Source organism: Sphingomonas sp. CARO-RG-8B-R24-01 (assembly GCF_022662295.1).
GTDB lineage: Bacteria > Pseudomonadota > Alphaproteobacteria > Sphingomonadales > Sphingomonadaceae > Sphingomonas.
In genome coordinates, this window is sequence record NZ_JAKNQI010000009.1 from 77,102 (window position 1) to 101,390 (window position 24,289).

The following is a 24,289-nucleotide window of genomic DNA, read 5'->3' on the forward strand; positions in this document are numbered from 1 at the left end:
GAGTCCTTCAGGCGGTCTGGCCGTCGTGGGTTTCGAGCAGGGTGACAAAATCGTCGAGTTCGTGGATCGCCGCATCGATGTCGCGTTTCTGCGCGGTGAGCAGCGCGATCCGGTCGCGGCAGCGCTCGATCGTCGTCTGGCGCTGGATCTTCCGGCCGTCGCCAATGTCGTACAGGTCGATCATCTCGCGGATTTCGCCGAGCGAGAAGCCGACGCGCTTGCCGCGCAAGATCCACGCGAGCCGCGCACGGTCACGCTGCGAATAGATGCGGGTCGTTCCACGCCGCTCTGGCGCAATCAGGCCCTCATCCTCGTAGAAGCGCAACGCCCGCGCTGTGACGTCGAATTCCGCCGACAGGTCGGAAATGGAAAAGTGATCGCGCGTCGGGTGGCGATCGATCACGGCATAGGCGGCACCGGTGCTCATGCCCGCCAAAATAGTTGCCCTTTACGTGAACGTCAAGACCGTCCGTCGCTCGGGCATAGCAGTTTGCCGCGAAGGTCGCGCAGCGTGGATGCTTCGGACAGCGATTCGCTCAACCGGTCGAGCATAAGACCGCTGACGGACGCGTGATCGGTGCAGATCCGCTGGCAGGCGGATGGCAGGCGCCCGGGGAAAACGAGGCGATCGCCTTCGAACCGCGCGTCGAACGCACATGCTTGGCCGCCGCCCTCACCCTCGAACGTGACGTGCAGGATCTCGCCAGCGCGCGTGACCGTGCCGGTGCCACTGCAATGTTCGCGGTCGTCATAATCGGCCGCCACCCCGATCCGATACGCAGTCGCGCTGGGGACGATGCAGACCCGGTCGCCTTCGCGCGCGTACAGGCCAGTAATGTCGGTGCTGGCTGGATCGGGGATGATCCCTGCCTGGATTGCGGCGGCTTCCAGACCGATCGGCGTCGCGGTCGTCCGGGTCGGCGGCGGCGCGCCTTGCTGGCATGCTGCCAGCAGCAGAAGCACCGCCAGCGGCGTGCGGTTCATGCGACCGGGACCAGCCGATCGAGGTCGACGCGCCGATAGAAGCAACTGCGCGCGCCGGTATGGCACGCCGGTCCGGCGGGATCGACGATCAGCCAGACGGCGTCCTGGTCGCAGTCGATCCGGATATCGTGGACGCGCAGGACATGCCCCGACGTCTCCCCCTTGCGCCACAGCGCGCCGCGGCTGCGCGACCAGAAATGCGCATCGCCGGTTTCCACCGTCAGCTTGAGCGCAGCGGCATTCATATGCGCGAGCATCAGGACTTCGCCGGTAGCGCGGTCGGTCGCCACCGCGGTGATGAGGCCGGCGGCATCATATTTCGGGTCGAGCACGAGGCCGGTTTCGCGAGGGTCTTCCATGGCGCGCGGTGTAGCGGGAGAGATGCGCCCCGTCACCCCGGCGCAGGCCGGGGCCGCCACGTTCGGGGCAGACGGGTGCCTGTTACGTGGCGGCGCCGGCCTCCGCCGGGGTGACGGCATTTGGTCACCCCTTGCGGATCGCCTCGACCAGTTCGTCCTTGGTCATCGTCGACCGTCCCGCGATCCCGATCCTTCGCGCTTCGTCCATCAGATCGTCCTTCGTGCGATCCTCGAGCTTGCCCCCGACGCGATGATCGATCGTCCCCGCCGCCTTGGCGTTGGCGATTCGCGCCGCCTTCTCCGGCGACGCCCCATCGCGCCGCAAATCTTCATACAGTTTGTCGTCCTTGATGCTCGGCCCGTGATCCTTCGCCATGCTCAACTCCCCGCGCGCGACAATTTTCGATCCCCGAAAGCCGCCGGAACGAACAATGCGACCAATCGCTCCGGGGGATGTTACAAAAGCGCGACAAAGCCGATCACCGTCCCTATATGCGGCCTCGAAGCTCTACCCTCCCCCGAAGGGCGCCAATGCTCACAACCAATCCGTTCGAAGCCCCCGAAAACGGGGACAAACTGCATGAGGAATGCGGTGTCTTTGGTATCTCCGGCGCGGCCGACGCCGCCCGGCTGGTCGCGCTGGGGCTCCACGCGCTCCAGCATCGCGGGCAGGAAGCAGCTGGCATCACCAGCTTCGATGGTGCCGAATTCCACACGCACCGTGCGATGGGCCACGTTGCTGGCAATTTCGACCGCGAGGAGATCATGGTCCCGCTGCGCGGCACCGTCGCCTGCGGCCATGTGCGCTACTCCACCACCGGCGAGACCGCTTTGCGCAACGTCCAGCCGCTCTACGCCGACCTGGCCTCGGGCGGGTTCGCGATCGCGCACAACGGCAATATCTCGAACGCGATGCGGTTGCGCCGCGATCTCGTCCGGCGCGGGTCGATCTTCCAGTCGACCAGCGATACCGAGACGATCATCCATCTCGTCGCGACGTCCAACTATCGCACCGTCGTCGACAAGTTCATCGATGCGCTGAAGCGCGTCGAAGGCGCCTATTCGCTGATCGTGATGACGCCTGAGGGCATGATCGCGTGTCGCGATCCACTCGGCATCCGTCCGCTGGTGATGGGCCGGATCGAACAGTCGGACGGCAGCGACGCGGTGATCTTCGCGTCCGAGACGGTCGCGCTCGACGTCGTCGGTGCGACCTTCGTCCGCTCGATCGAGCCGGGCGAGCTGGTGATGGTCAAGGGGAGCGAAATTACCTCGCATCGCCCGTTCGCGCCCGTCTCGGCGCGTCCGTGCATCTTTGAATTCGTCTATTTCTCGCGGCCCGATTCGATCTCGGAAGACCGCAGCGTCTACACCGTCCGCAAGGCGATCGGCGCGCAGCTCGCGATCGAAAGCCCGGTCGATGCGGACCTCGTCATCCCGGTCCCCGATTCGGGCACCCCGGCGGCGCTCGGCTATGCGCAGGAATCGGGCATCCCGTTCGAACTCGGGATCATCCGCTCGCATTATGTCGGGCGCACCTTCATCCAGCCGGGCGACAAGGTTCGTCACCTTGGTGTGAAGTTGAAGCACAACGCCAATCGCGCGCTGATCGCGGGCAAGAAGATCGTGCTGATCGATGATTCGATCGTGCGCGGGACGACCAGCCTCAAGATCGTCGAGATGATGCGCGAAGCAGGCGCGGCCGAGGTCCACATGCGGATCGCGAGCCCGCCGACGCGGCATTCGTGCTTCTACGGCGTGGACACGCCCGAGCGCGCCAAGCTGCTCGCCGCGACGAAGAATCTCGAGGAGATGGCGGCGTATATCAAGGCCGACAGCCTTGCATTCGTCTCGATCGACGGCCTGTACAAGGCGCTCGGCGAGCCGCAGCGCAACGCGATCCGGCCAAGCCATTGCGATGCCTGCTTCACCGGCGACTATCCGACGACGCTGACCGACCAGGACGATGTCTCGTCGGTCGACCAGTTCGCGCTGCTGGCCGAACGCGTCAGCTAAGGACTGCCGACGATGACCGATACCGCTGTCGAACAGCCCGCTGCCGACCGTCCGTTTGCCGGGCGGATCACGCTCGTTACTGGCGCGAGCAAGGGGATCGGTGCCGCGACGGCGATCGCGCTCGCCGCAGCCGGGGCGCATGTCGTCCTCACCGCGCGCACCGCGGCGTCGCTGGAAGCGGTCGAGAACGCCATCTTCGATGCGGGGGGATCGGCGACGATCGCGCCGCTCGATCTGACCCAGGCCGATGCGATTGCGCGGCTCGGCCAGGCGATCGGAGAACGTTGGCTGACGCTGGACATTCTCGTCCTCAACGCGGCGATGCTCGGCACGCTCGCACCCGTGCCCGCGATCGATCCCAAAGAAATGGCGGCGGTGCTGACGCTGAACGTCAGTGCACAGGCCGCGTTGATTGCGGCGTTCGACCCGATGCTGCGCAAGTCCGACCGCGCGCGCGTGATCGGCGTTAGCTCGAGCGTCGGGCGCAAGCCGCGCGCCTATTGGGGACTGTACGGCGCGTCCAAGGCGGCGTTCGAGACGATCGTTTCGGCGTACGGTGACGAAATGGAGCGAATCAGCAACATCCGCACCGCGATCCTCGACCCAGGCGCGACCCGCACCGACATGCGTCGCCGCGCCTATCCGGGCGAGGACCCCAAGTCGGTGAAGGAACCGCGCGTCGTCGCGGACCGGATCGTCGCGCTCCTGGCCGAGGATTTCGCGACGGGGCATTTCGAACGGGTCGGGTGACGGGAGGTGGGGGCCGAGCGACGTTTGCACAGGCCTTGCCGTCATGGCGGGACAAGATCGGGACTTGATCATTCCCCCACCCCAGCGCTAGAGCACCCACACTCGCCTGGACCCGGTGCAAATCCGGGTGGCTCTTCCAGCCGCCGATCCGCTGGATAACAGAACACATGGATAGCGAAGTCACCGACCCTGCAAGCGGTCCGGTGCCATGTGCCTGCGTTTGGTATCTCATGACATTTTCATCTTTCAGAACCCAATGGTTCTCCTCGTTCGCCGACGTGCGGCGCGAGACGCTGGCCGGCATCGTCGTCGCGCTGGCGCTCATTCCCGAAGCGATCGGCTTCTCGATCATCTCGGGCGTCGATCCGCAGGTCGGGCTGTACGCCTCGGTCGCGATCGCGATCGTCATTTCCTTCATCGGCGGCCGTTCCGCGATGATCTCGGCAGCGACCGCGGCGGTCGCGGTGGTGGTGACGCCGCTGGTGCGTGATCACGGCGTCCCCTATCTTTTCGCCGCGACCATCCTGATGGGGGTGTTCCAAATCCTCGCGGCGGTGCTCCGGCTCGACCTGGTGATGCAGTTCGTTTCCCGCTCGGTGATCACTGGTTTCGTCAACGCCTTGGCGATCCTCATTTTCATGGCGCAGTTGCCGCAGCTGACGGGCGTGACCTGGCATAGCTTCGCGCTGGTCGCTGGCGGTCTGGCGATCATCTATCTCCTGCCGCGCCTGACCAAGGCGGTGCCCTCCCCGCTGGTCGCGATCGTCGTGCTCGCGGTGATCAGCATCGCGCTCGCCCTGCCGGTGCGCACCGTCGGCGACATGGGACGCTTGCCCTCGGGGCTGCCGTCGTTCGCGCTGCCGCAGGTTCCGCTGACGTGGGAGACGCTGCGGATCATCCTGCCCTATTCGTTGACGATGGCGGCGGTCGGGCTGCTCGAATCGCTGCTCACCGCGCAGATCGTCGACGACATGACCGACACGGATAGCAACAAGCGCCGTGAATGCGCGGGCCAAGGCGGGGCTAACATCGTCGCCGCATTGGTCGGCGGGATGGGCGGGTGCGCGATGATCGGCCAATCGGTGATCAACGTGACCTCGGGCGGGCGCAAGCGGCTGTCGACCTTCGTCGCGGGGGCGTTCCTGCTGTTCCTGCTCGCGGTGCTGGGGCCGGTGGTCGGGCGAATCCCGATGCCCGCGCTGGTCGCGGTGATGATCATGGTCTCGATCGGGACCTTCAGCTGGAATTCGATTCTCAACCTCCGCCGGCACCCGCCGACGTCCTCGGCGGTGATGCTGGTGACGGTCGCGGTCGTCGTCGCGACGCATGATCTGGCGCAGGGCGTGCTCGCAGGGGTGCTGCTGTCGGGGATCTTCTTCGCGGGCAAGGTCCGGCGGATGGTTTCCGTCGCGCGCACGACGGGCGCGAATGGTGTGGTCTATCAGGTCAGCGGGCAGATCTTCTTTGCCTCGGTCGACCGCTTCTCAAGCGCGTTCCTGCCGGAGCACGGCGCGCCGGTGACGATCGATATGACGTCAGCGCATTTCTGGGACATTTCGGGGGTCGGCGCGCTCGACAAGATCGTCGCCCGCCTGCGCCGGGACGGGTCGGTGGTCGAGGTCATCGGCTACAATCGCGCGAGCGCGGATCTCGTCGATCGCTATGCGTTGCATGACAAGACCGGGTTCGAGCTCGGGGTAGTGCCGCACTGATGGCGGTCGATGTGCCGGGTTGATCGTGATCGTTCGTTTCGAGCGTGGCCGAGAAACCCGGCGCAGCGTGGGTTTCGCGTTTCCGCGCAGCTTCCGGTTTGGCGTCAGACCTTGACCAGCGTGACCTGCGCGACGTCGATTCCCTGCCCGCGGAACCCGCCCTCGCAGTACATCAGATAATAGCGCCACAGGTTTATGAACTTGCTGTCGAACTTCGCCGGAAGACGCCCAGCATCCACCGCTGCATCGAACGCGATCCGCCAGCGGCGCAGCGTCTCGGCATAATGAAGGCCGAAGCTGCGCTTGTCCTGCCACGCGAGTCCGTGCGACCTGGCGAGCGCGCGGAAGCGGCTTTCCGATAACAGCATCCCGCCCGGAAAGACGAACCGCTGGATGAAATCGACGTTGGCGGCATAGGCCTCGAAGATCGCGTCATCGATCGTGATATACTGGATCGCCGCACGTCCGCCCGGTTTGAGCGCGCGCGCCACCGCCGCGAGATACGTGCCCCAATAGTCCTGCCCGACTGCCTCGACCATCTCGATGCTCGCGATACCGTCATACTGACCGGTGACATCGCGGTAGTCGGTCCGCGAGACGGTGACGCCCGACAGCCCGGCATCCGCGATCCGGTCATTGACCGCGCGTTCCTGTTCGCTCGACAGCGTGATTGCATCGACCCGCACCCCGCGCCGCGCCGCCGCCTCGGCGAAGCCACCCCAGCCGCAGCCGATCTCGAGCACGGTCTGCCCGGGCGTCAGCTCCAGCCGGTCGAGGATCGCAACGTTCTTTCGCGCCTGTGCCGCCGTCAGATTCTCGGTCGTCATCGCCGCTTCATCGAACAGTGCGGCCGAGTACATCATGCTCGGGTCGAGCCACAGACTGTAGAAGTCGTTGCCCAGATCGTAATGGAAATGGATATTGCGCCGCGACCCCGCGCGCGAATTGCGTCGGAGGCCGTTGCGCCATCCGCGCACGCGGCGGATCATCCCGCCGGAACGCGCCGTCCCGCCCAGACTGATGCGGTTGCGCATGAACAGCTCGAACAGCACGGTCGGATCGGGGCTGGTCCACTCCCCCTTGGACCAGGCGACATACCAGCCCGCCGAGCCCCCCGTCACCAGCCGCAGCAGCGCGCGCCAGCTGACCAGATCGACCACCGCCGCCGGCCCGGGCGCACGCCCGCCGAGCAGCCGATTGCGTCCCCCCGGCAAGGTCGCCGCCAGCGACCCCTCGACTAGACCAGCATCGATCCGGTCGAGCACGGCGTTGAACGGTTTTGCAAATACCCCAAACATCGCGCCCCCCTCGCATTCCGGGGCGTGGTTGCCAAGCCGCTCAGCGCACCTGTTTCACCGCCTGCAACGCACGCTCGCGCGCCTCGCGGTGGCCGATGATCTTGGCGGGATAGTCCTTCGGGCGGCATCCGGCCTCCTCGGGGTCGTGGATCGCGTCGCCCTTGACGTCAGCGAGCTCGGGCACCCACTCACGGATATAGTCCGCCGCTTCGAACTTCGGTGACTGTGTGAGCGGCGCCATGATCCGGACGAACATGTTCGAATCGATTCCCGTCCCCGCGGTCCACTGCCAGTTGACTGAGTTGGAACCGTAATCGCCATCGACCAGGCAATCCCAGAACCACCGCTCGCCCTCGCGCCAGTCGATCAGGAGGTGCTTGATCAGGAAGCTCGCGGTGATCATGCGGACGCGGTTGTGCATCCAGCCGGTCTTCCAGAGCTGCCGCATCCCGGCGTCGACGATCGGATAGCCGGTGCGGCCCTGCTGCCACGCCTTGAGGTCGGCAGCGGCCTCCTTGCCGCTGCGCCACGGCATCGCGTCATATTTCTCGCGGGCGTTCTTCGCGCCGTATTCCGGATATTGCAGGATGACGGTCTGCGCATAGTCACGCCAGCCGATCTCGCTCAGGAAGACATCGACCGATCCGCCGACATCGGCGACCGCGTGCCACACCTGTGCCGCCGAGATCTCGCCGAAATGGAGGTGCGGCGACAGGCGCGAGCTGCCCTCCTGCGAGGGGAAGTTCCGCGTGTCGTCATAGTCCTTCGCCTGCTTCTTGAAGGCGTTGAGGCGATCGTGCGCGGCGTCCTCGCCTGGGGTCCAGTCGTCCGAGAAACCGGTCGACCAGTCGGGCTTGGTCGGCAGCAGCGTCCAGTCGGCGAGTTTGTCGCTCTTTGGCCATTTGGATGGCGACGGGATTTTGGCGGGTTTGTGGATCGGCGCGGGGGGCGGCATGTGCTGCTTGAGTGCGCGCCAGAACGGGGTGTAGATCTTGTACTGACCGCCGCTGCCGGTCGTGATCGACCCGGGCGGCGCGAGGTAATTGCCGTCGTGGCATACCAGATCGAGGTTCTTGGCGACGGCTTCCTCGGCCTTGCGCCACCACGGTTCGAAGTGGCGGATGCAATGGACTTGCGTCGCGCCGGTTTCCTCGGCGAGTTGCGCCAGCACGTCGCCGCACTTCCCGCGGCGCAGGATCAGGCGTGAGCCTTTCTCGCGCAGGTCCGCGTCGAGGCTCTCGAGGCTGTGGTGCAGCCACCATCTTGAAGCTCCGCCCATCGCGTATTTGTCGGGGGTGTCGTCGTCGAGGATGTAGACGGGAACGACCGGTCCCTCGTTGATCGCGGCGATCAGCGCGGGTTGATCGGCGAGGCGGAGGTCCCGGCGGAGCCAGAGGAGCGAAACGGTGTCGCTCACTTCGAGTCAACCAGCGAAGCAGAAGGGTGACTCGCACAAAGCCACAAAGGCACGAAGCAGGAGATCATGGATACGGACTTACATAATCGTTGATGAGCCGCCTCACGCCGTCCTTGAATGTCGGTGCTCCGAAATTCATCAGCAGTCCCAGTGGCAGGTCCATCAACCTGAGATAGGTTAGAACCTGCTTAGCGTGGACGGCGGCATATCGTTCCGTAGATTTCAGTTCGATCAGCAACATTCCCTCGACGAGAATGTCTGCCCGGAACCCCTCTTCGAATTGCAACCCGTTGAACCGGATGGGGATCGGCCGCTGTCGTTCCACCGCCAGCCCTCGGTCCGTCAGGCTGGACGCAAGACAGACTTCATACACCGACTCAAGGAGTCCCGGCCCAAGCGCTTGATGCAGCTTGAAACCACAATCGACCGAGATCCGAGCAATGTCTTCCAGCGCAACGCGCATCCATCACCCTTCTTCGTGCCTTTGTGGCTTCGTGCGAGATCCTCTTACTCGACTCGTGGTTCTTTCTCCACCTGCCACGTCTGCCCCTGCGAGAGCAGCTTTTGCAGGTCGGGCGTCTTGCCCTTCGCCGCTTCCGCATTCTGCGTCACGACGGCGCTTTCGAACGTCGGGCGCGGATCGTCGAACAGAACGCCGAGCGCCATCGGGAACATCCCGAAGGGCATCTCGACCAGCATGTGCGCAAGCCCACGGTTGGTCTGGTCATGCACGATCACCCCAGCCGACTGCCAGTCGCCGTCGACCACGTCGACGACCTTGAGCACCAGCCGCTCCATGTCCATCGCCAGCCCCTTGGTGCCAGCCTCGAACAGCAACGGCTTGCCATGCTCGACCCACAGCTGGTTCGCGCCCGCGTTCCTCTTCTCGGTGAAGGGCGCGAAGACGTCGTCGTTATAGACGATGCAGTTCTGGAAGATCTCGACGAACCCGGTGCCCTTGTGCGCATGCGCCGCCTTCAGGACGCCGACGAGGTTCTTGTGGATGTCGATCGCGCGCGCGATGAAGCGGCCGCCTGCGCCCAATGCAAACGCGCACGGGTTGGCGGGGGTGTCGACCGAACCGAACGGAGTCGATGGCGTGCGCGTGCCGACGCGCGACGTCGGGGAGTACTGCCCCTTGGTCAGGCCGTAGATCTCGTTGTTGAAGAGCAGAACCTGGCAATCGAGATTGCGGCGGATGAGGTGCATAGTGTGGTTGCCGCCGATCGACAGCGCGTCGCCGTCGCCGGTGATGATCCACACGTCGAGTTCGGGGTTGGCGAGCTTGACGCCGGTCGCCACCGCCGGTGCACGACCGTGGATCGTGTGGAAGCCGTAGGTCTCCATATAATATGGGAAGCGCGACGAGCAGCCGATGCCGCTGACGAACACGGTGTTTTCCGGACGCGCGCCGATTTCGGGCATCGTGCGCTGGACCGCCTTGAGCACGGCATAATCGCCGCAGCCCGGGCACCAGCGGACTTCCTGATCGGTTTCCCAGTCCTTCGGCGTGGTCTTCGCGATGGGGGTCATGTCGTTCATGGGTTCACAGCCTCCGGGCTGGGCAATTGGGTTTCGCTGGGGGGCACGAAGTCGCCCTCGGCGGGGAGATGGCCGTCGATCGCGTCCTCGATCTCGGAGATGAGGAACGGCTGGCCCGACACCTTGTTGAGCGGCTTGGCGTCGACCAGGAACTGGTCGCGGAGCACCGTCTTGAGCTGCCCGGTGTTCATTTCCGGCACGAGGATGGTGTCGTAACCCTTTAGCAAATCACCAAGATTTGCCGGCATTGGCCAGATGTGACGGATGTGGATGTGCGCGACGTCACGGCCCTTGGCGCGCGCACGGCGGACCGCCTGGTGGATCGGCCCGAAGGTCGAACCCCAGCCGACGATCGCCAGCTTGCCCGAGGTCTCGCCGAGCTCGACGGTCTGGTCGGGCACCGCAATGTTCGCCACCTTGTCGCGGCGGATTTCGGTCATCTTCTGGTGGTTTTCAGCCCCGTAATCGATGTTACCGGTGCCGATCGCCTTCTCGATCCCGCCGATGCGGTGGAGCAGGCCGGGCGTGCCGGGCTTGACCCACGGACGCTTGAGGTTCTCGTCGCGCGCATAGGGCAGGAAGCCACCCTCGGGGACTTCTTCGAGATACTCGACCGGGAACGGCGCATAGCTCGACATGTCGGGGACGAGCCACGGCTCGGCGGCATTGGCGATATAGCCGTCGGTCAGCAGCATCACCGGGGTCATATACTGGACCGCGATCCGTACCGCCTCGATCGCGACGTCGAAGCAATCCGACGGCGAGCGGGCTGCGAGGACGGGCATCGGCGCATCGCCGTTACGGCCATAGACCGCCTGATACAGATCCGACTGCTCGGTCTTGGTCGGCAGGCCGGTCGAGGGGCCGCCGCGCTGCGAATTGACGATGACGAGCGGGAGCTCGGTCATGATCGCAAGCCCCATCGCCTCGCCCTTGAGCGCGATGCCCGGGCCCGACGACGATGTAACACCAAGCTGCCCGGCATAAGACGCACCAATCGCCGAAGCGATCGCGGCGATTTCGTCCTCCGCCTGAAAGGTAGTGACGCCATATTCCTTGAGGCGCGACAGGAAGTGCAGGATCGCCGACGCGGGCGTGATCGGATAGCCGCCGAAGAACATCGGAACGTCCGCAAGCTGGACGCCCGCGACCAGCCCGAGCGAGATGGACTCGGCGCCAGTCACGGTGCGGTACAGACCGGGTGCGGTCGGTGCGACGCCGATGTGATGCTGCTTCATCGGTCCCGCCAGCTCGGCGGTCTCGCCGTAAGCGTGGCCAGCGTTCAAGGCGGCGATGTTCGCTTCGGCCAGCACGGGGGCCTTGGCGAACTTGGTCTTGAGCCAGTCGACGATCGGCGCGCGATCCCGATCGAACATCCAGAGCGCGAGCCCGAGCGTCCACATGTTCTTGCAGCGCAGCGCTTCCTTGTTGCCGAGGCCGAACGGCTTCACCGCATCGAGCGTCAGCTGCGAGATGTTGAAGCTGAGCAACTGCCACTTGGCAAGGCTGCCGTCGGTGAGCGGGTTCGCCGCATATTTCGCCTTGGCGAGGTTGCGTTCGCCAAACTCGCCTTCGTCCGCAATGATCAGGCCACCGGCCTTGAGCGCAGGCGCGTTCACCTTCAAAGCCGCCGGGTTCATCGCGATCAGCACGTCGGGCGCGTCGCCCGCAGTCTCGATCGCGGTCGAGCCGAAGTTAATCTGGAACGCGGACACACCGAACAACGTGCCTTGCGGCGCGCGGATCTCAGCCGGGAAATCGGGGAAGGTCGCCAGATCATTGCCCGACAGCGCGGTCGACAGCGTGAACTGCCCCCCGGTCAACTGCATACCATCGCCCGAGTCGCCGGCGAACCGGACGACGACGGACTCTGCGGTGGGGTGGGCGGAGGCTTCTTGGGGGGTAACTTCGTGCGCGGCGGTCGCCATCAGCGTCTTGTCCTACGGGTAATCGTTGTCATGCCCTTATGCCTCGAACGGCGCAGGGCCAAGGTAGTTTCAATAAGGGGCGGTGCAACCGCTGCTTTCCGGTCACCCAGCGGCGGCGAAGGCCGCGCCGAGCGTGAGGATCGCGCGGACATGCCGTTCGGCCAGCGCCACCACGTCCGCGCCATAGCCGCCACCGACCGTACTCGCCAGTGGAATGCCCCGGTCGATCGCGATCCGCGCGACGAGATTCTCGCGCGCGACCAGTCCTTCGTCCGTCAGTGCGAGCCGCCCGAGCCGGTCGTTCGCGAGGGGGTCGATCCCCGCCTGATAGAGGATGATCTGCGGGCGGACCTCGTCGAGCATCGGCACCAGCGTCGACTCGAGCGTGGCGAGATAGGCCGCGTCGCCGGTTGCATCGGGCAGACCGACGTCGAGCGTCGAGCGCGCCTTGCGGACCGGGAAATTCTTCTCGGCGTGGATCGAATAGGTCGCGATCTGGGGATAGCCTGCGGTGAGTGCGGCGGTGCCGTCGCCCTGGTGGACGTCGCAATCGACCACCAGCACGCGCAGCCCATCCTCCTCCGCGAGCCGGACCGCGGCGATCGCGAGATCGTTGAAGACGCAATAGCCGGCCCCCGTCGCCGCCAAAGCGTGGTGACTGCCGCCCGCGGTATTGGCGGCGAAGCCCGTCTTCAGCGCGATCTTCCCGGCAAGCCACGTACCGCCCGGCACCACCGCCGCGCGCGCAGCGACCGATTCGGTCACCGCAAAGCCGATCCGCCGCTCCTTCTCGCGGGGCACGCACGCGCCGAGCACTTCGGCGACATAGTCGGCGTCATGCACCGTCTCGAGCCAATATAGCGGCATCGCGTCGGGCACATGCCACGCGACCCCCGCCCCTTCCGCCTCGAGGCGATTGCGGATCGCCGCGTTCTTGCTGAGCTGGCTGGGATTGTTCGCCTGTCCCGAAGCGACATAGGCGGGGTGATGGACGACCGCGATCATCCTGCCTAGGTAGGTGCGAGACTGGCAGAGACCAATGGAGAGCGCCGCATGGCCGACAGCAGCACCCCGCCCGAGACCCCTTCCCCCTATGTTCGCGCGGACGTCGCGGGTTTCCTCGCGTTCCTCAACAATCTCCCCGGCCCGCGCACGCACGAGATGGAGCCCCCCGCCGCGCGGGCAGCCTATGCGGCGATGAAGGACATTGCGGATCCGCCGGTTGGCGAACTCGGGCTGGTCAAGGACATTGCGATCCCCGGCGCGGCGGGCACGATCCCGGTGCGGCTGTTCGACGTGCAGGCGGATCGCCAGCCCGGGCCGATCGTGCTCTTCTATCACGGTGGCGGGTTCGTCATCGGCAACCTCGAAACCCATGCGAGCTTCTGTGCGGAGATTTCGCGCGCGCTCGATCTTCCCGTGCTCGCGGTCGATTATCGACTCGCGCCCGAAGACCCCTGGCCCGCCGCGCCCGATGATTGCGAGGCGGCGGCGCGCTGGGCGGCGAGCGGTCCGGCCGAACTCGGGCGCGGCGTCACCGGGCTGGTGCCGTGCGGCGACAGCGCGGGGGGCAATCTCGCGATCGTCGTGACCGCCGCGTTGCGTGATGCGCCCGCCGCGGTCCCGGTGATCGCGCACCTGCCCTTCTATCCCGCGACCGATACGTCCAAACCCTATCCGTCCTACGACCAGTTCGCCGAGGGTTATCTTCTGACGCGCGCGACGATGGACTGGTTCAACGTGGCCTATCAGGCCGAAGCCGAGCATGTCCGCGCCTCGCCACTGCTGGGCGACCTCGCCGGGATGCCGCCCGCCGTGGTCGTGACCGCAAGCCTCGATCCGATCCGCGACCAGGGTCGCGCTTATGCCGCCGCGCTGGCCGAAGCCGGCGTCGCGGTCGTGTTCCGCGAAGCCGTCGGCAACATCCACGGCTTCGTCACGCTGCGCAAGGCGATCCCATCGTCGGCGGGCGACGTCGCCGGGGCGCTCGTTGCGGCCAAGGCGCTGATCGCCGAGGCCGAAGCGCAGCGCGTGATGGCGCAGGGAGCGGCATGACCGATCCGACGACGCTGCCGTATCGTCCCTGTGCCGGGCTGATGATCCTCAACGCCGACGGCAAGGTGTTCGTCGGTCAGCGGATCGATACCAAGGTTGAGGCATGGCAAATGCCGCAGGGCGGGATCGACGACGGCGAGGACGCCGAAACCGCCGCCTTGCGCGAGCTGCGCGAGGAGACCGGGATCACGCCCGACAAGGTCGATCTGATTGCCGTATCTCCGCAGGAGCTGTTCTACGATCTGCCCGAAGACCTCGTCGGGCGCGTCTGGAAGGGCAAGTGGCGCGGTCAGCGGCAGCGGTGGTTTCTGTATCGTTTCAAGGGCCTGGACAGCGATATCGACATTGCGACCGAACATGAGGAGTTCAAGGAATGGGCGTGGGTCGACCCTGCGACCCTTCCCGAGATCATCGTCCCGTTCAAGGCACCGCTTTACCGCGAGGTCCTGGCGGTGTTTGCAGACCATCTCCGCTGAGGTGACAGATCGTTTCCGTCGCAACGGACTGGAGCCGATCGCAAACCCAAGCTAGGCTGTTTCGATGAGGGGTTTGAACGAACACGAAACCGCGGCGATCGCGGTCGCGCGCGCGCAGCCGATGCTGCGGCAGGTCGAGCAATGGTCGGCGATCAATTCGGGAACACGCAATCTTGGCGGACTAGCTGAGGTTGCGGATCTGCTGGTTGCGGCATTCGGTGCACTTCCAGGAAAAGTTGAACTGATCGAGGGCGATACAGCCGAGAGTGTAGGGTCCGATGGAAGCGTCGCGATCCTCGATCACGGCCGTCACCTTCATCTGAGCGTTCGCTCGGAAGCACCCGTCCAGCTGCTCCTGACCGGGCATATGGACACCGTCTATCCCGTCGACCACGCATTCCAGACGCTGACGATGCGTGACGACGGGACGCTCAACGGCCCCGGGGTCGCGGACATGAAGGGCGGGCTCGCGGTGATGCTCGCCGCGTTGGTCGCGGTCGAGACGAGCCCGCTCGCGGCGCGGATCGGTTATGACGTCGTCATTAATTCTGACGAGGAAACCGGCTCCTTCTCCTCCTCCGCGCTGATCCGCCGGATGGCGCGGGGCAAGATCGCCGCGCTCACCTACGAACCCGCACTCCCCGACGGTACGCTCGCGGGCGCACGCGCAGGAACGGGCAATTTCTCGATCGTCGTCACCGGGCGCAGCGCGCATGCCGGGCGCAACCCCGAGGACGGGCGCAACGCGATCGTCGCTGCCGCCGACCTCGCGGTTCGCCTCCACGCCGAGCGCGGGGATGGGCTTGCGGTCAACCCCGCGCGGATCGAAGGCGGCGGGCCGAACAACGTCGTCCCCGACCATGCCGTGCTCCGCATCAACTTCCGCCCCGCCGATCACGCCGCGATCGATCGCGCGCAAGCGTTGCTCGACGCGACGATCGCTGCCGTGGCGGCGCATCATGACGTCACGATAAAGCTCCACGGCAGCTTCAACCGCCCGCCCAAGCCCATCGATGCGGGGGCGGCGCGGCTGTTCGAGCTCGTGAAGACGTGCGGCGCGGATCTTGGCCTCGACATCGGCTGGCGCGCGACCGGCGGGGTGTGCGACGGCAATACGATCGCGGCGTGCGGCGTTCCCGTTGTCGACACGATGGGCGCGCGCGGCGGCGCGATCCATTCGACCGACGAGTTCCTCATCGTCGAGTCCCTCCCCGAGCGGGCGGCTTTGTCCGCGCTCACCCTCCTGCGTATCGCCGAAAAGGGCCAGTTGTGACCTACCGTATCCGCGCCGCGCGCGACGCCGATCTCAAGCCGCTGTACGAAATGGCCAAGCTCACCGGCGGCGGCTTCACCAACCTGCCGCCGGACCGGACCGCGCTCACCGCCAAGCTCGAACGCAGCGCCGCCGCCTTCGCGCGCGAGGACGACACCAAGGCGGACGATCTGTTCGTGCTGGTATTGGAGAACACCGAGACCGGCGAAGTCCGCGGCACGTGCCAGATTTTCACGCATGTCGGGCAGAGCTACCCCTTCTACAGCTATCGGCTCGGCACGCTGACGCAGCATTCCAAGGAATTGGGGCGCACCTTCCGTGCCGACATGCTCGGCCTGACGACTGACCTCGAAGGCAGCAGCGAAGTCGGCGGGCTGTTCCTCCACCCGGGCGAACGCGCGGGTGGGCTGGGGCTGTTGCTCGCGCGCAGCCGCTACCTGTTCATCGCCAAGCATCGCGCGCGCTTTGCCGACCGCGTTCTGGCGGAACTCCGCGGGATCATCGATGAGGCAGGCGGCTCGCCATTCTGGGACGGGCTTGCGGGCCGTTTCTTCGGGATGAATTTCCAGGACGCCGACCAGTTCAATGCGGTGCAGGGCCACCAGTTCATCGCCGATCTGTTCCCCAAGCATCCGATCTACACCGCCATGCTCCCCGAAACCGCGCGCGCGGTGATCGGCTTGCCGCACCCGTCGGGACGCGCCGCGATGAGGATGCTGGAAAACGAAGGATTTGCGTATGAGAATTACGTCGACATCTTCGATGGCGGCCCGACCATGATCGCGAAGACGGACTCGGTCCGCACGATCCGCGATGTCCAGACGTCGCGAGTCATCGCGACCGATTTCGACGGGGGCGATCCGGCGCTGATTGCGAGCGGCCGACTGGCCGACTTCCGCTGTGTCTATGGGGATGTGCGGCCCTGCTCTGGCGGAGTCGTCATCTCTCCCCGTGTGGCGCGCGCGCTGGAAGTCGTCGAGGACGCCACCATTTGCCATGTCGCGAGGACGTGATGACGACCGAAATCAACTTTGACGGGATCGTCGGTCCAAGCCATAATTTCGCCGGGTTGAGCCATGGCAATCTCGCCGCGACGCAGAATGCGGGGACGGTTTCCTACCCTCGCCGTGCCGCTCTGGAAGGCCTGGCAAAGATGCGCGCCAACCTCGCGCTCGGCCTGACGCAGGGGATCCTGCTGCCGCACGACCGCCCGAACCGGCGCTGGCTCGCCGCATTGTCGACCGATTATGCCCATGCCCCACCGTTGCTGCGCGCGCAGGCGATGTCTGCGTCGGCGATGTGGGCTGCGAATGCCGCGACCGTCTCTCCGGCGAGCGATACGACGGATGGACGCTGTCATATCACCGCCGCCAATCTGGTAACCATGCCGCATCGCAGCCACGAGGCCCGGGAAACCCGACGCCAGTTGGCGATCGCTTTCGCCGATCCCGCGCATTTCGCGCATCACGCGCCCATTCCTGCCCCGTTCGGCGACGAAGGCGCTGCGAACCACATGCGCCTTGCCCCCACGCATGGCGAGGCTGGCATCGAACTGTTCGTGTTTGGCCGTTCGGGGGGAGCATTTCCGGCGCGACAGTCGCGCGAGGCAAGCGCGGCAATCGCTCGCGCCCATGGTCTCGATCCGGCGCGAACGCTGTTCATCGAACAGTCCAACGTGGCAATCGGTGCCGGCGCCTTCCACAATGACGTCGTGGCGGTCGCGAACGAGCGCATACTCTTCGTCCACGAACAGGCGTTCGCCGATCGCGAGGCCGCGCATGCGGCGATCCGACAGGCTGCACCCTGGGCAGACATCGTCGAGGTGCCGGCCGATGCCGTATCGCTGGCGGACGCGGTCGCCTCCTATCTGTTCAACGCGCAGCTGGTGACGCCGCCGGACGGGGCCACCACGTTGATCGTCCCGGTCGAAGCCGCTCAGAACGGGCGGGTCGCCGCCTGGCTCGACCGGATGCGAGCCGGGAATGGACCGATCCGTCGTATCGAAACGGTCGACGTGCGCCAGTCGATGGCCAATGGCGGCGGACCCGCCTGCCTCCGGCTCCGCGTCGTCGCCGATGCGCGCACGATCGACCCGCGCTTTCTCGTCGATCCGGCCAAGCTCGAGCGCATCGCCGAGGTCATCACGGATCACTGGCCGGAGCAGATCCATCCCGGTCAGATCATCGGTCCGAAACCCGATCTGGCACTTGTCGACAGCATCGATGCCGCACGGCGAGCGCTGATCGACCTGCTCGGGATACCGGAATTGCACGACGCCTGAACGGGCCTTCGGCATGCTCGGGTGTCAGGACGGCTTACGTTTAACCATGTCCGGTAACGCGAGCTTCACCAAATCCGCGATTGGCGCAGAGCTTGCTCCTGCAACGGCCATGTGGACAAAATTCAGCAGCCTGTTCGTCATCAAGAACAAGTTCGAAGCGTTCGGCGTCATCTACGCGCTGGCGGTCGGCGCGGTCGAGCGGGGCGCGCACTATCTGCAGCAATATCCCGGCTTCGGCGGATGGTTGCTGTTCGCCGTGTGTCCGCTCGCTGTCTTTATGGCCGGGGCACGCATTCTGGACTCCGTCGAGCGCGACGCCGGCTAGGTCTCGGACCCGACGGTCATCGTGGCGTCGATCTGTTCGATTGCGGGGGAATGGAGCGCGAACTTGCGGGCGAAATGTGCACCGGACGCAAGGATCGCGGGAACGTGCGCCACCTCGACGGCCACCGGATGGGCACCGCCCCCGTTCCACTCGGCATAGCGTTTGTTATCGCGGCAGATGTTGAGACCGGCCGTATTGCCGAGGATCGTCTGGTAATAGCATTCGTCGGCCTGGGCGCGCCGGACCAGGTGCTGGCGGAGTTGCTCCGCCGGTTTGCTGTCCTCCAGCAATACCGCCATCGCTCGCCTGTTGGCGGTGAACCAGTGATCCCCATAATAGGCCGACAGCCCCGCCCCGAACGGATTGGGTCCGGCAAAGGGCAACGGTAGCGTTACGCGCCCGATCCGCCAGCGGGGCCGGTTCTTTGGCATCGGCACCCACAGCTGCGCGCCGACGTAGAACTGCCATTTGAGCGCGACGTTGCTGGGCAGCGAAAAGTGCGAAAGTTTCGGGTTGGGCTCGCACGCAAAGGTCGCGGCACCGCCGGGCTGGCCCCTTACGCATTGCGCGTCGATATAGGCGTCATAAGGTGACGAGGCCAATTCGGCGCGCACCAGATCGGCCGCGCGCACCGGATAATCGGTGGCGCTCAGCAGGACAAACCAGTCGGGGTCGGCCGTTTCCACGAGCAGGCGCAGCGCCGCAAGGCCCGCGGTAACGACCGACAGCTTCCCCCATCCGGTCGCGATCGCGGGTTCGACGAACCGGACGTTCCCCGGGATCGCCCGCGTGTCGAGCGGCGCCTGCGAGAAATCGTGATGGCACGCGATCGGCGGCATTTCGTACAGAATGTTGAGCCGATCCACGAGCCGGCGAAGCAGCGCCGCGTCGCCATGCGACAGGATAACGAAGCCAATGCTGACCGCGTGGTTCCGCGTCACCGGCGGCGCGGAGGAATTATAACTTTGAATGAACACGTTACGCTACACTACTCGTTACTCGACGCGAGGACGCTATAGATCCGGCTCAAACGCGGCAAGCGGATCGCGGCCGCGCGTTCGTGGCGTGCGACGAAGCATTCGCCGAACGGGCAGCTTTCGTCCGCAACAGTAGAAGTTGATCGCCACGGCGCGGTTCTTCACTATCTGCAACGAACCATGACCGTTTCGCTCACCCACCTGCAGCGCCTCGAAGCCGAGAGCATCCATATCCTGCGCGAGGTCGTCGCCGAAGCCGAACGGCCGGTGATGCTCTATTCGGTCGGCAAGGATTCGGCGGTGATGCTGCATCTTGCCCGGAAGGCGTTCTTCCCGGGTAATCCTCCCTTCCCGCTGCTGCATGTCGACACGACGTGGAAGTTCCGCGCGATGTACGAGCTGCGCGACCGGGCCGCAGCAGACGCGGGGATGGAGTTGATCGTCCACAAGAATCCCGACGCAGCCGCGCAGGGGATCAACCCGTTCGACCATGGTAGCCGCCACACCGACCTGTGGAAGACCGAAGGGCTGAAGCAGGCGCTCGCCGCAGGCGGCTATGACGCCGCATTCGGGGGCGCGCGGCGCGACGAGGAAAAGAGCCGCGCGAAGGAGCGGATCTTCAGCTTCCGCAACGCGCATCAGCGCTGGGATCCCAAGGCGCAGCGTCCCGAAGTGTGGCGGCTCTACAATGCGCGCAAGGCACGCGGGGAAAGCATGCGCGTGTTCCCGCTGTCCAACTGGACCGAGCTCGACATCTGGCAGTACATCCTTGCCGAACAGATTGAGATCGTCCCGCTCTATTTCGCGGCGCCACGCCCGACGGTGGAGCGGGACGGCATGCTCCTGATGGTCGACGACGACCGCTTTCGGCTCGCGCCCGGCGAAGTTCCGGTCGAGCGTTCGATCCGGTTCCGGACGCTTGGCTGTTATCCGCTGACCGGCGCAGTCGAGAGCACGGCGACCAGCCTTTCGGAAGTCATTCAGGAAATGCTGCTGACGACCACCAGCGAACGCCAGGGTCGCGCAATCGACCATGACCAGAGCGCCAGCATGGAAAAGAAGAAGGCGGAGGGATATTTCTGATGGCCAGCACGCTCGCGTCCGTCTCTTCGCCCGCGGCCACGGACCGCGACTATCGTCCGGACGCTTTGATCACCGAGGACATCGACGCATATCTCGACCAGCATCAGCACAAATCCCTGCTGCGCTTCATCACCTGCGGCTCGGTCGATGATGGCAAGTCCACGCTGATCGGGCGCCTGCTTTACGATACGCGCGCGATCTTTGCCGACCAGCTGTCCGCACTCGAGGCGGACAGCAAGCGTGTCGGCACGCAAGGCCAGAACATCGATTTCGCCTTGCTGGTCGACGGTCTGGCAGCGGAACGCGAGCAGGGCATCACGATCGACGTCGCCTACCGCTTCTTTTCCACCAGCTCGCGCAAGTTCATCGTCGCGGACACTCCGGGGCACGAACAATATACCCGCAACATGGTGACGGGCGCCTCGACCGCGGACGCGGCGGTGATCCTGATCGACGCGCGCAAGGGCGTGCTGACCCAGACCCGCCGCCACAGCTTCCTCGTCCATCTGCTCAAGCTGCGCCACGTCGTCCTCGCGGTGAACAAGATGGACCTGGTCGGCTACGACCGGGGCGTGTTCGACACCATCGTCGCCGAGTATCGCGCGTTCGCCGACTCGATCGGGATCGCGCACTTCGTGGCGATCCCCATTTCGGGGCTTGCTGGCGACAATATCGTCGCCGCGTCGGACGGCATGCCGTGGTATGATGGCCCCACGTTGATCGAGCATCTCGAAACGGTCGACCTCGGGGCGGACGCGGCGCAGGCGCGCGACTTTCGGTTGCCCGTCCAGTGGGTCAATCGTCCAAGTCTCGACTTTCGCGGCTTTTCCGGCCTGATCGCGAGTGGCAGCGTGCGCCCGGGCGATACGGTTCGGATCCTCCCGTCGGGTCGCACGACGAGCGTCGCGCGAATCGTCACGATGCATGGCGACCTGATGGAGGCGGTCGCTGGCCAGTCGGTCACGCTGACCCTGGCAGACGAGATCGACTGCTCGCGCGGCGACGTCATTGCCAGTGCCGACGCGCCGCCGCAGGTCGCAGATCAGTTCCAGGCGACGATCGTATGGATGGAGCAGACCCCGCTCCTGCCGGGCCGCAGTTACTGGTTGAAGCTCGGGACGCAGACCGTGGGCGCGACGATCCAGGAACCGCGCCACGCGATCGACGTGAACACCATGGCCGAATTGTCGGTCAAGACGCTCGGCCTCAACGACATCGGGGTAGCCGAGGTCTATACCGATCGCCCGCTGGTGTTCGAGCCTTTTGCCGACGGGCCGGATCTCGGCGGCTTCATCCTGATCGACCGCGCCACCAACGCAACCGTCGCTGCCGGGCTGCTGAGCTTCTCCTTGCGGCGGGCGCAGAACGTCCATTGGCAGGCGATCGACATTACGCGACAGGCGCATGCCCAGCAAAAGGGGCAGGTGCCACGGCTGCTGTGGTTCACCGGCCTGTCGGGGTCGGGCAAGTCGACGATCGCCAATCTGGTCGAAAAGAAGCTGTTCGCGCTCGGGCGGCACAACTTCCTGCTCGACGGTGACAACGTTCGGCACGGACTCAACAAGGATCTCGGCTTTACCGACGCCGACCGGGTGGAGAATATCCGACGGATCGGCGAGGTGGCGAAGCTGATGACCGACGCCGGGCTGATCGTCCTGACCGCGTTCATCTCGCCGTTCCGGGCCGAGCGCGAGATGGTGCGGGCGATGCTGCCGGCCGAATTCGTCGAGATCTTCGTGGACACGCCGCTCGCCACGGCCGAGGCGCGCGACGTGAAGGGGCTGTACGCCAAGGCCCGCAGCGGGACGATCGCCAATTTCACCGGCATCTCCAGCCCGTATGAAGCGCCGGAACGCCCCGACATTCGCATCGACACCACCCGGGAGAGCCCCGAGGATGCCGCCGAGCGAATCGTCCAGCACATCATGGGCGTGTGGAGTCCCGATCTTTGAACCCTGCCGATCAGAACCCCGACCAAACCGATGCGCAGGTCGCGCGTCGCGTGGCGCTCGCCGCCGCGGCATTGTTGCGCGATCTGTGCGTTGCCGGCGCTTGCGCCGACGCAGATCTTGGCCCACGCGGGGACAGCGAAGCCAATGCGCTGATCCTCGATCTGTTGCGGCGAGCACGACCGGACGATTATGTCCTGTCGGAGGAATCGGCCGACGACGGGCTGCGCTGTTCCGCACGCCGCGTGTGGGTCGTCGATCCGCTCGACGGAACGCGCGAATTCCGCGAACGCCGCGATGACTGGGCGGTCCATATCGGGCTGGCGATCGACAGCGTCCCGGTGATCGGCGCCGTAGCGCTCCCCGCCGCCCGGCGCATCTATGGATCCGATGACACGCCGCCGCGATGGGACACGGTCCCGGCGCGCCCCAGGATGGTCGTCAGCCGCACGCGCGCGCATCCGGTGGTCGACGCGGTTGCGGCCGCGCTGGACGCGGACCTGATCCCGATGGGGTCCGCCGGCGCCAAGGCGATGGCGGTGGTCGACGGCCGAGCCGAAATCTACCTACACGCTGGCGGACAATATGAATGGGACAATTGCGCGCCGGTAGCGGTCGCCCGGGCGGCCGGCCTGCATACCTCACGCATCGACGGAAGCGCATTGGTCTACAATTGTCGCGACCCGCTGCTGCCCGACGTGCTCATCTGCCGCCCGGAATATGCCGCGCGCGTGCTTGCGGAAGTTGCCCGGGCCAGCTGACGGCGGCTGCATCGAGCGCGCCGCCCGACGCCGGCTGGCGACCTGCCCGCCCTTCCTCAGACGCGAAAAAGGCCGGGACATTGCTGTCCCGGCCCATGCCCGCCGTTCGGCGGAAAGAGATGGTGCACCCAGAGCGATTCGAACGCCCGACCCTCAGATTCGTAGTCTGATGCTCTATCCAGCTGAGCTATGGGTGCGTGGAGAGGCGCTGTTAGCGGGCACTTTCGGAGGGCGCAAGCGCTTTTCCGCAATTCGACAAACTTTGTCCCTTCCTTCGTACGTTGCGCCCGCCCGGCCATCGGCATAGAGCAAACGCAAATGACCCATCGTTCAGCGCTCAGCCATCTTGTCCCCGTGTTGCTGCTTTTGACCGGCGGCTGCGTGGCGCCCCGGTCCGCCACCTTCCCGTCGTTGTTGCCGCGCCCGATCGAGTCACGCAGCGATGCCGAGCCCGTCGCCCCGGTGACGATCGTGGAACCCGATCCGGCAACCGATGCGACCCTGGTCGACCTTCAGAAGGCGATCGATACCGCTGGCAAGGCGTTCGATGTCGCGGCGGACTCGGCGGATCGGCTGGCCAAGGCGGCACATGGCGATGCGGTCGGCAGCGACCGCTGGATTGCGGCGCAGACCGCGCTCGGGCAACTCGACGGTTTGCGCGCAACGACCTCGTCGACGATCACCGATATCGACGAACTCGCGCTGACGCGCGCGGCGAGTGGCAAGCCCGAATATCCGGCGATCGCCACGCTGCGCCAGACCGCGCAGGCTGCGCTCGACGCGCAGGCGGCACGGATCCAGTCGATACAGGCGCGTCTGACTCCGGCCTGAAGAGGCCTGAACGCCGTAGCTCCTGGCCCGAACGCTCTTCGTGCCTCTGTGGCTTGGTGCCAGATCTTCTGTCCGTATGAAGACTTGATCACCCAAAGACGCAAAGCCACGAAGAGAAGAGGCGCCTCAGGGCAGCGGTCCAGCGACCTACCCGGGACGGGATCACCGCAGGCGGCCTCGCGGCTGCGCGTGAGTCACTCGTGCTATCAGCGGGGACGACGCCCGGTATGGCAAACCCCCTTGGAACCCGCCCGCATCCTGCTAAACGCACA

General features: G+C 65.6%; 24 protein-coding genes, 1 tRNA gene and 1 other annotated feature. Of the genes, 13 read left to right on the forward strand and 12 right to left on the reverse strand.

Features of this window, described 5'->3' with window-relative positions:
- Positions 1-7 precede the first annotated feature (7 nt).
- The 4 genes from L8G49_RS16920 to L8G49_RS16935 form a co-directional block, all read right to left on the reverse strand.
- Entirely contained in the window at positions 8-427 is a 420-nt protein-coding gene (locus L8G49_RS16920) for a MerR family DNA-binding transcriptional regulator (protein ID WP_242140108.1), read from the reverse strand.
- A 32-nt stretch (positions 428-459) separates the two neighbouring features.
- Entirely contained in the window at positions 460-984 is a 525-nt protein-coding gene (locus L8G49_RS16925; RefSeq protein WP_242186906.1) for a hypothetical protein, read from the reverse strand.
- Positions 981-1,343 (reverse strand): phosphoribosyl-AMP cyclohydrolase, encoded by a 363-nt coding sequence (gene hisI, locus L8G49_RS16930; RefSeq protein WP_242186907.1) that lies wholly within the window; start codon positions 1,341-1,343, stop codon positions 981-983. The genes L8G49_RS16925 and hisI overlap by 4 nt, the downstream gene beginning before the upstream one ends.
- A 124-nt stretch (positions 1,344-1,467) precedes the next feature.
- Positions 1,468-1,719, reverse strand: coding sequence for a Rho termination factor N-terminal domain-containing protein (locus L8G49_RS16935; protein WP_242186908.1), 252 nt, complete (start codon positions 1,717-1,719; stop codon positions 1,468-1,470).
- Positions 1,720-1,874: 155 nt separating this feature from the next.
- On the opposite strand from L8G49_RS16935, the gene purF reads away from it, so the two are divergent.
- The 3 genes from purF (at position 1,875) to L8G49_RS16950 (ending at position 5,821) form a co-directional block, all read left to right on the forward strand.
- Positions 1,875-3,359 carry an amidophosphoribosyltransferase gene (gene purF, locus L8G49_RS16940; RefSeq protein WP_242186909.1) on the forward strand — a complete coding sequence of 495 codons (1,485 nt, stop codon included), beginning with the start codon at positions 1,875-1,877 and terminating at the stop codon, positions 3,357-3,359.
- A gap of 12 nt (positions 3,360-3,371) precedes the next feature.
- The gene (locus tag L8G49_RS16945; RefSeq protein ID WP_242186910.1) at positions 3,372-4,109 is read left to right on the forward strand and encodes an SDR family NAD(P)-dependent oxidoreductase; all 738 of its coding nucleotides are present in this window, start codon (positions 3,372-3,374) and stop codon (positions 4,107-4,109) included.
- 105 nt (positions 4,110-4,214) lie between these two features.
- Positions 4,215-4,270: a sequence feature (sul1 is cis-regulatory element that is thought to sense ions involved in sulfur or methionine metabolism; They are found in Alphaproteobacteria), on the forward strand.
- Positions 4,271-4,339: 69 nt separating this feature from the next.
- The gene (locus L8G49_RS16950; RefSeq protein ID WP_242186911.1) at positions 4,340-5,821 is read left to right on the forward strand and encodes a SulP family inorganic anion transporter; all 1,482 of its coding nucleotides are present in this window, start codon (positions 4,340-4,342) and stop codon (positions 5,819-5,821) included.
- Between the two features lie 104 nt (positions 5,822-5,925).
- Here the strand turns inward: L8G49_RS16950 and L8G49_RS16955 are convergent, their stop codons facing one another.
- The 6 genes from L8G49_RS16955 to L8G49_RS16980 form a co-directional block, all read right to left on the reverse strand.
- The gene (locus tag L8G49_RS16955) at positions 5,926-7,119 is read right to left on the reverse strand and encodes a cyclopropane-fatty-acyl-phospholipid synthase family protein (RefSeq protein ID WP_242186912.1); all 1,194 of its coding nucleotides are present in this window, start codon (positions 7,117-7,119) and stop codon (positions 5,926-5,928) included.
- A gap of 40 nt (positions 7,120-7,159) precedes the next feature.
- Positions 7,160-8,536, reverse strand: a complete 1,377-nt coding sequence (locus L8G49_RS16960) for a deoxyribodipyrimidine photo-lyase (protein ID WP_242186913.1) — start codon at positions 8,534-8,536, stop codon at positions 7,160-7,162.
- 64 nt (positions 8,537-8,600) lie between these two features.
- Positions 8,601-8,999, reverse strand: coding sequence for a GxxExxY protein (locus tag L8G49_RS16965; RefSeq protein WP_242186914.1), 399 nt, complete (start codon positions 8,997-8,999; stop codon positions 8,601-8,603).
- Between the two features lie 44 nt (positions 9,000-9,043).
- Positions 9,044-10,078 carry a 2-oxoacid:ferredoxin oxidoreductase subunit beta gene (locus L8G49_RS16970; RefSeq protein ID WP_242186915.1) on the reverse strand — a complete coding sequence of 345 codons (1,035 nt, stop codon included), beginning with the start codon at positions 10,076-10,078 and terminating at the stop codon, positions 9,044-9,046.
- Positions 10,075-12,006 carry a 2-oxoacid:acceptor oxidoreductase subunit alpha gene (locus L8G49_RS16975; RefSeq protein WP_242186916.1) on the reverse strand — a complete coding sequence of 644 codons (1,932 nt, stop codon included), beginning with the start codon at positions 12,004-12,006 and terminating at the stop codon, positions 10,075-10,077. Before L8G49_RS16975 ends, L8G49_RS16970 begins: the two co-directional genes overlap by 4 nt.
- A gap of 102 nt (positions 12,007-12,108) precedes the next feature.
- The gene (locus L8G49_RS16980) at positions 12,109-13,011 is read right to left on the reverse strand and encodes a histone deacetylase (protein ID WP_242186917.1); all 903 of its coding nucleotides are present in this window, start codon (positions 13,009-13,011) and stop codon (positions 12,109-12,111) included.
- A gap of 48 nt (positions 13,012-13,059) precedes the next feature.
- Here L8G49_RS16980 and L8G49_RS16985 point away from each other — a divergent pair, with 48 nt between their 5' ends.
- The 6 genes from L8G49_RS16985 to L8G49_RS17010 all read left to right on the forward strand — a co-directional run bounded on the left by L8G49_RS16985 (position 13,060) and on the right by L8G49_RS17010 (position 18,416).
- On the forward strand, positions 13,060-14,061 hold the full coding sequence (locus L8G49_RS16985; RefSeq protein ID WP_242186918.1) for an alpha/beta hydrolase: 1,002 nt from the start codon (positions 13,060-13,062) through the stop codon (positions 14,059-14,061).
- The gene (locus L8G49_RS16990; protein WP_242186919.1) at positions 14,058-14,537 is read left to right on the forward strand and encodes an RNA pyrophosphohydrolase; all 480 of its coding nucleotides are present in this window, start codon (positions 14,058-14,060) and stop codon (positions 14,535-14,537) included. The genes L8G49_RS16985 and L8G49_RS16990 overlap by 4 nt, the downstream gene beginning before the upstream one ends.
- 64 nt (positions 14,538-14,601) lie before the next feature.
- Complete coding sequence (locus L8G49_RS16995) at positions 14,602-15,810, forward strand: hydrolase (RefSeq protein ID WP_242186920.1); 1,209 nt, start codon at positions 14,602-14,604, stop codon at positions 15,808-15,810.
- Positions 15,807-16,823, forward strand: a complete 1,017-nt coding sequence (locus tag L8G49_RS17000) for an arginine N-succinyltransferase (protein ID WP_242140092.1) — start codon at positions 15,807-15,809, stop codon at positions 16,821-16,823. Before L8G49_RS16995 ends, L8G49_RS17000 begins: the two co-directional genes overlap by 4 nt.
- On the forward strand, positions 16,823-18,091 hold the full coding sequence (locus L8G49_RS17005) for an N-succinylarginine dihydrolase (RefSeq protein WP_242186921.1): 1,269 nt from the start codon (positions 16,823-16,825) through the stop codon (positions 18,089-18,091). The genes L8G49_RS17000 and L8G49_RS17005 overlap by 1 nt, the downstream gene beginning before the upstream one ends.
- Before the next feature lie 109 nt (positions 18,092-18,200).
- Positions 18,201-18,416 (forward strand): hypothetical protein, encoded by a 216-nt coding sequence (locus L8G49_RS17010; protein WP_242140192.1) that lies wholly within the window; start codon positions 18,201-18,203, stop codon positions 18,414-18,416.
- On the opposite strand, the gene L8G49_RS17015 is transcribed toward L8G49_RS17010, so the two are convergent.
- Positions 18,413-19,393 (reverse strand): beta-1,6-N-acetylglucosaminyltransferase, encoded by a 981-nt coding sequence (locus L8G49_RS17015; protein ID WP_242186922.1) that lies wholly within the window; start codon positions 19,391-19,393, stop codon positions 18,413-18,415. The genes L8G49_RS17010 and L8G49_RS17015 overlap by 4 nt on opposite strands.
- A gap of 180 nt (positions 19,394-19,573) precedes the next feature.
- Here L8G49_RS17015 and cysD point away from each other — a divergent pair, with 180 nt between their 5' ends.
- The 3 genes from cysD to L8G49_RS17030 are packed head-to-tail and all read left to right on the forward strand — an operon-like array spanning position 19,574 to position 23,186.
- Positions 19,574-20,476 carry a sulfate adenylyltransferase subunit CysD gene (gene cysD / locus L8G49_RS17020; protein WP_242186923.1) on the forward strand — a complete coding sequence of 301 codons (903 nt, stop codon included), beginning with the start codon at positions 19,574-19,576 and terminating at the stop codon, positions 20,474-20,476.
- On the forward strand, positions 20,476-22,428 hold the full coding sequence (cysN, locus tag L8G49_RS17025) for a sulfate adenylyltransferase subunit CysN (RefSeq protein WP_242186924.1): 1,953 nt from the start codon (positions 20,476-20,478) through the stop codon (positions 22,426-22,428). The genes cysD and cysN overlap by 1 nt, the downstream gene beginning before the upstream one ends.
- The gene (locus L8G49_RS17030; protein WP_242140087.1) at positions 22,425-23,186 is read left to right on the forward strand and encodes a 3'(2'),5'-bisphosphate nucleotidase CysQ; all 762 of its coding nucleotides are present in this window, start codon (positions 22,425-22,427) and stop codon (positions 23,184-23,186) included. Before cysN ends, L8G49_RS17030 begins: the two co-directional genes overlap by 4 nt.
- A 120-nt stretch (positions 23,187-23,306) precedes the next feature.
- On the opposite strand, the gene L8G49_RS17035 is transcribed toward L8G49_RS17030, so the two are convergent.
- Positions 23,307-23,383 (reverse strand) — tRNA-Arg (locus L8G49_RS17035).
- Between the two features lie 121 nt (positions 23,384-23,504).
- On the opposite strand from L8G49_RS17035, the gene L8G49_RS17040 reads away from it, so the two are divergent.
- Positions 23,505-24,017: a hypothetical protein gene (locus L8G49_RS17040; RefSeq protein ID WP_242140086.1), complete on the forward strand. Its 513-nt coding sequence runs from the start codon at positions 23,505-23,507 to the stop codon at positions 24,015-24,017.
- Positions 24,018-24,289 lie beyond the last annotated feature (272 nt).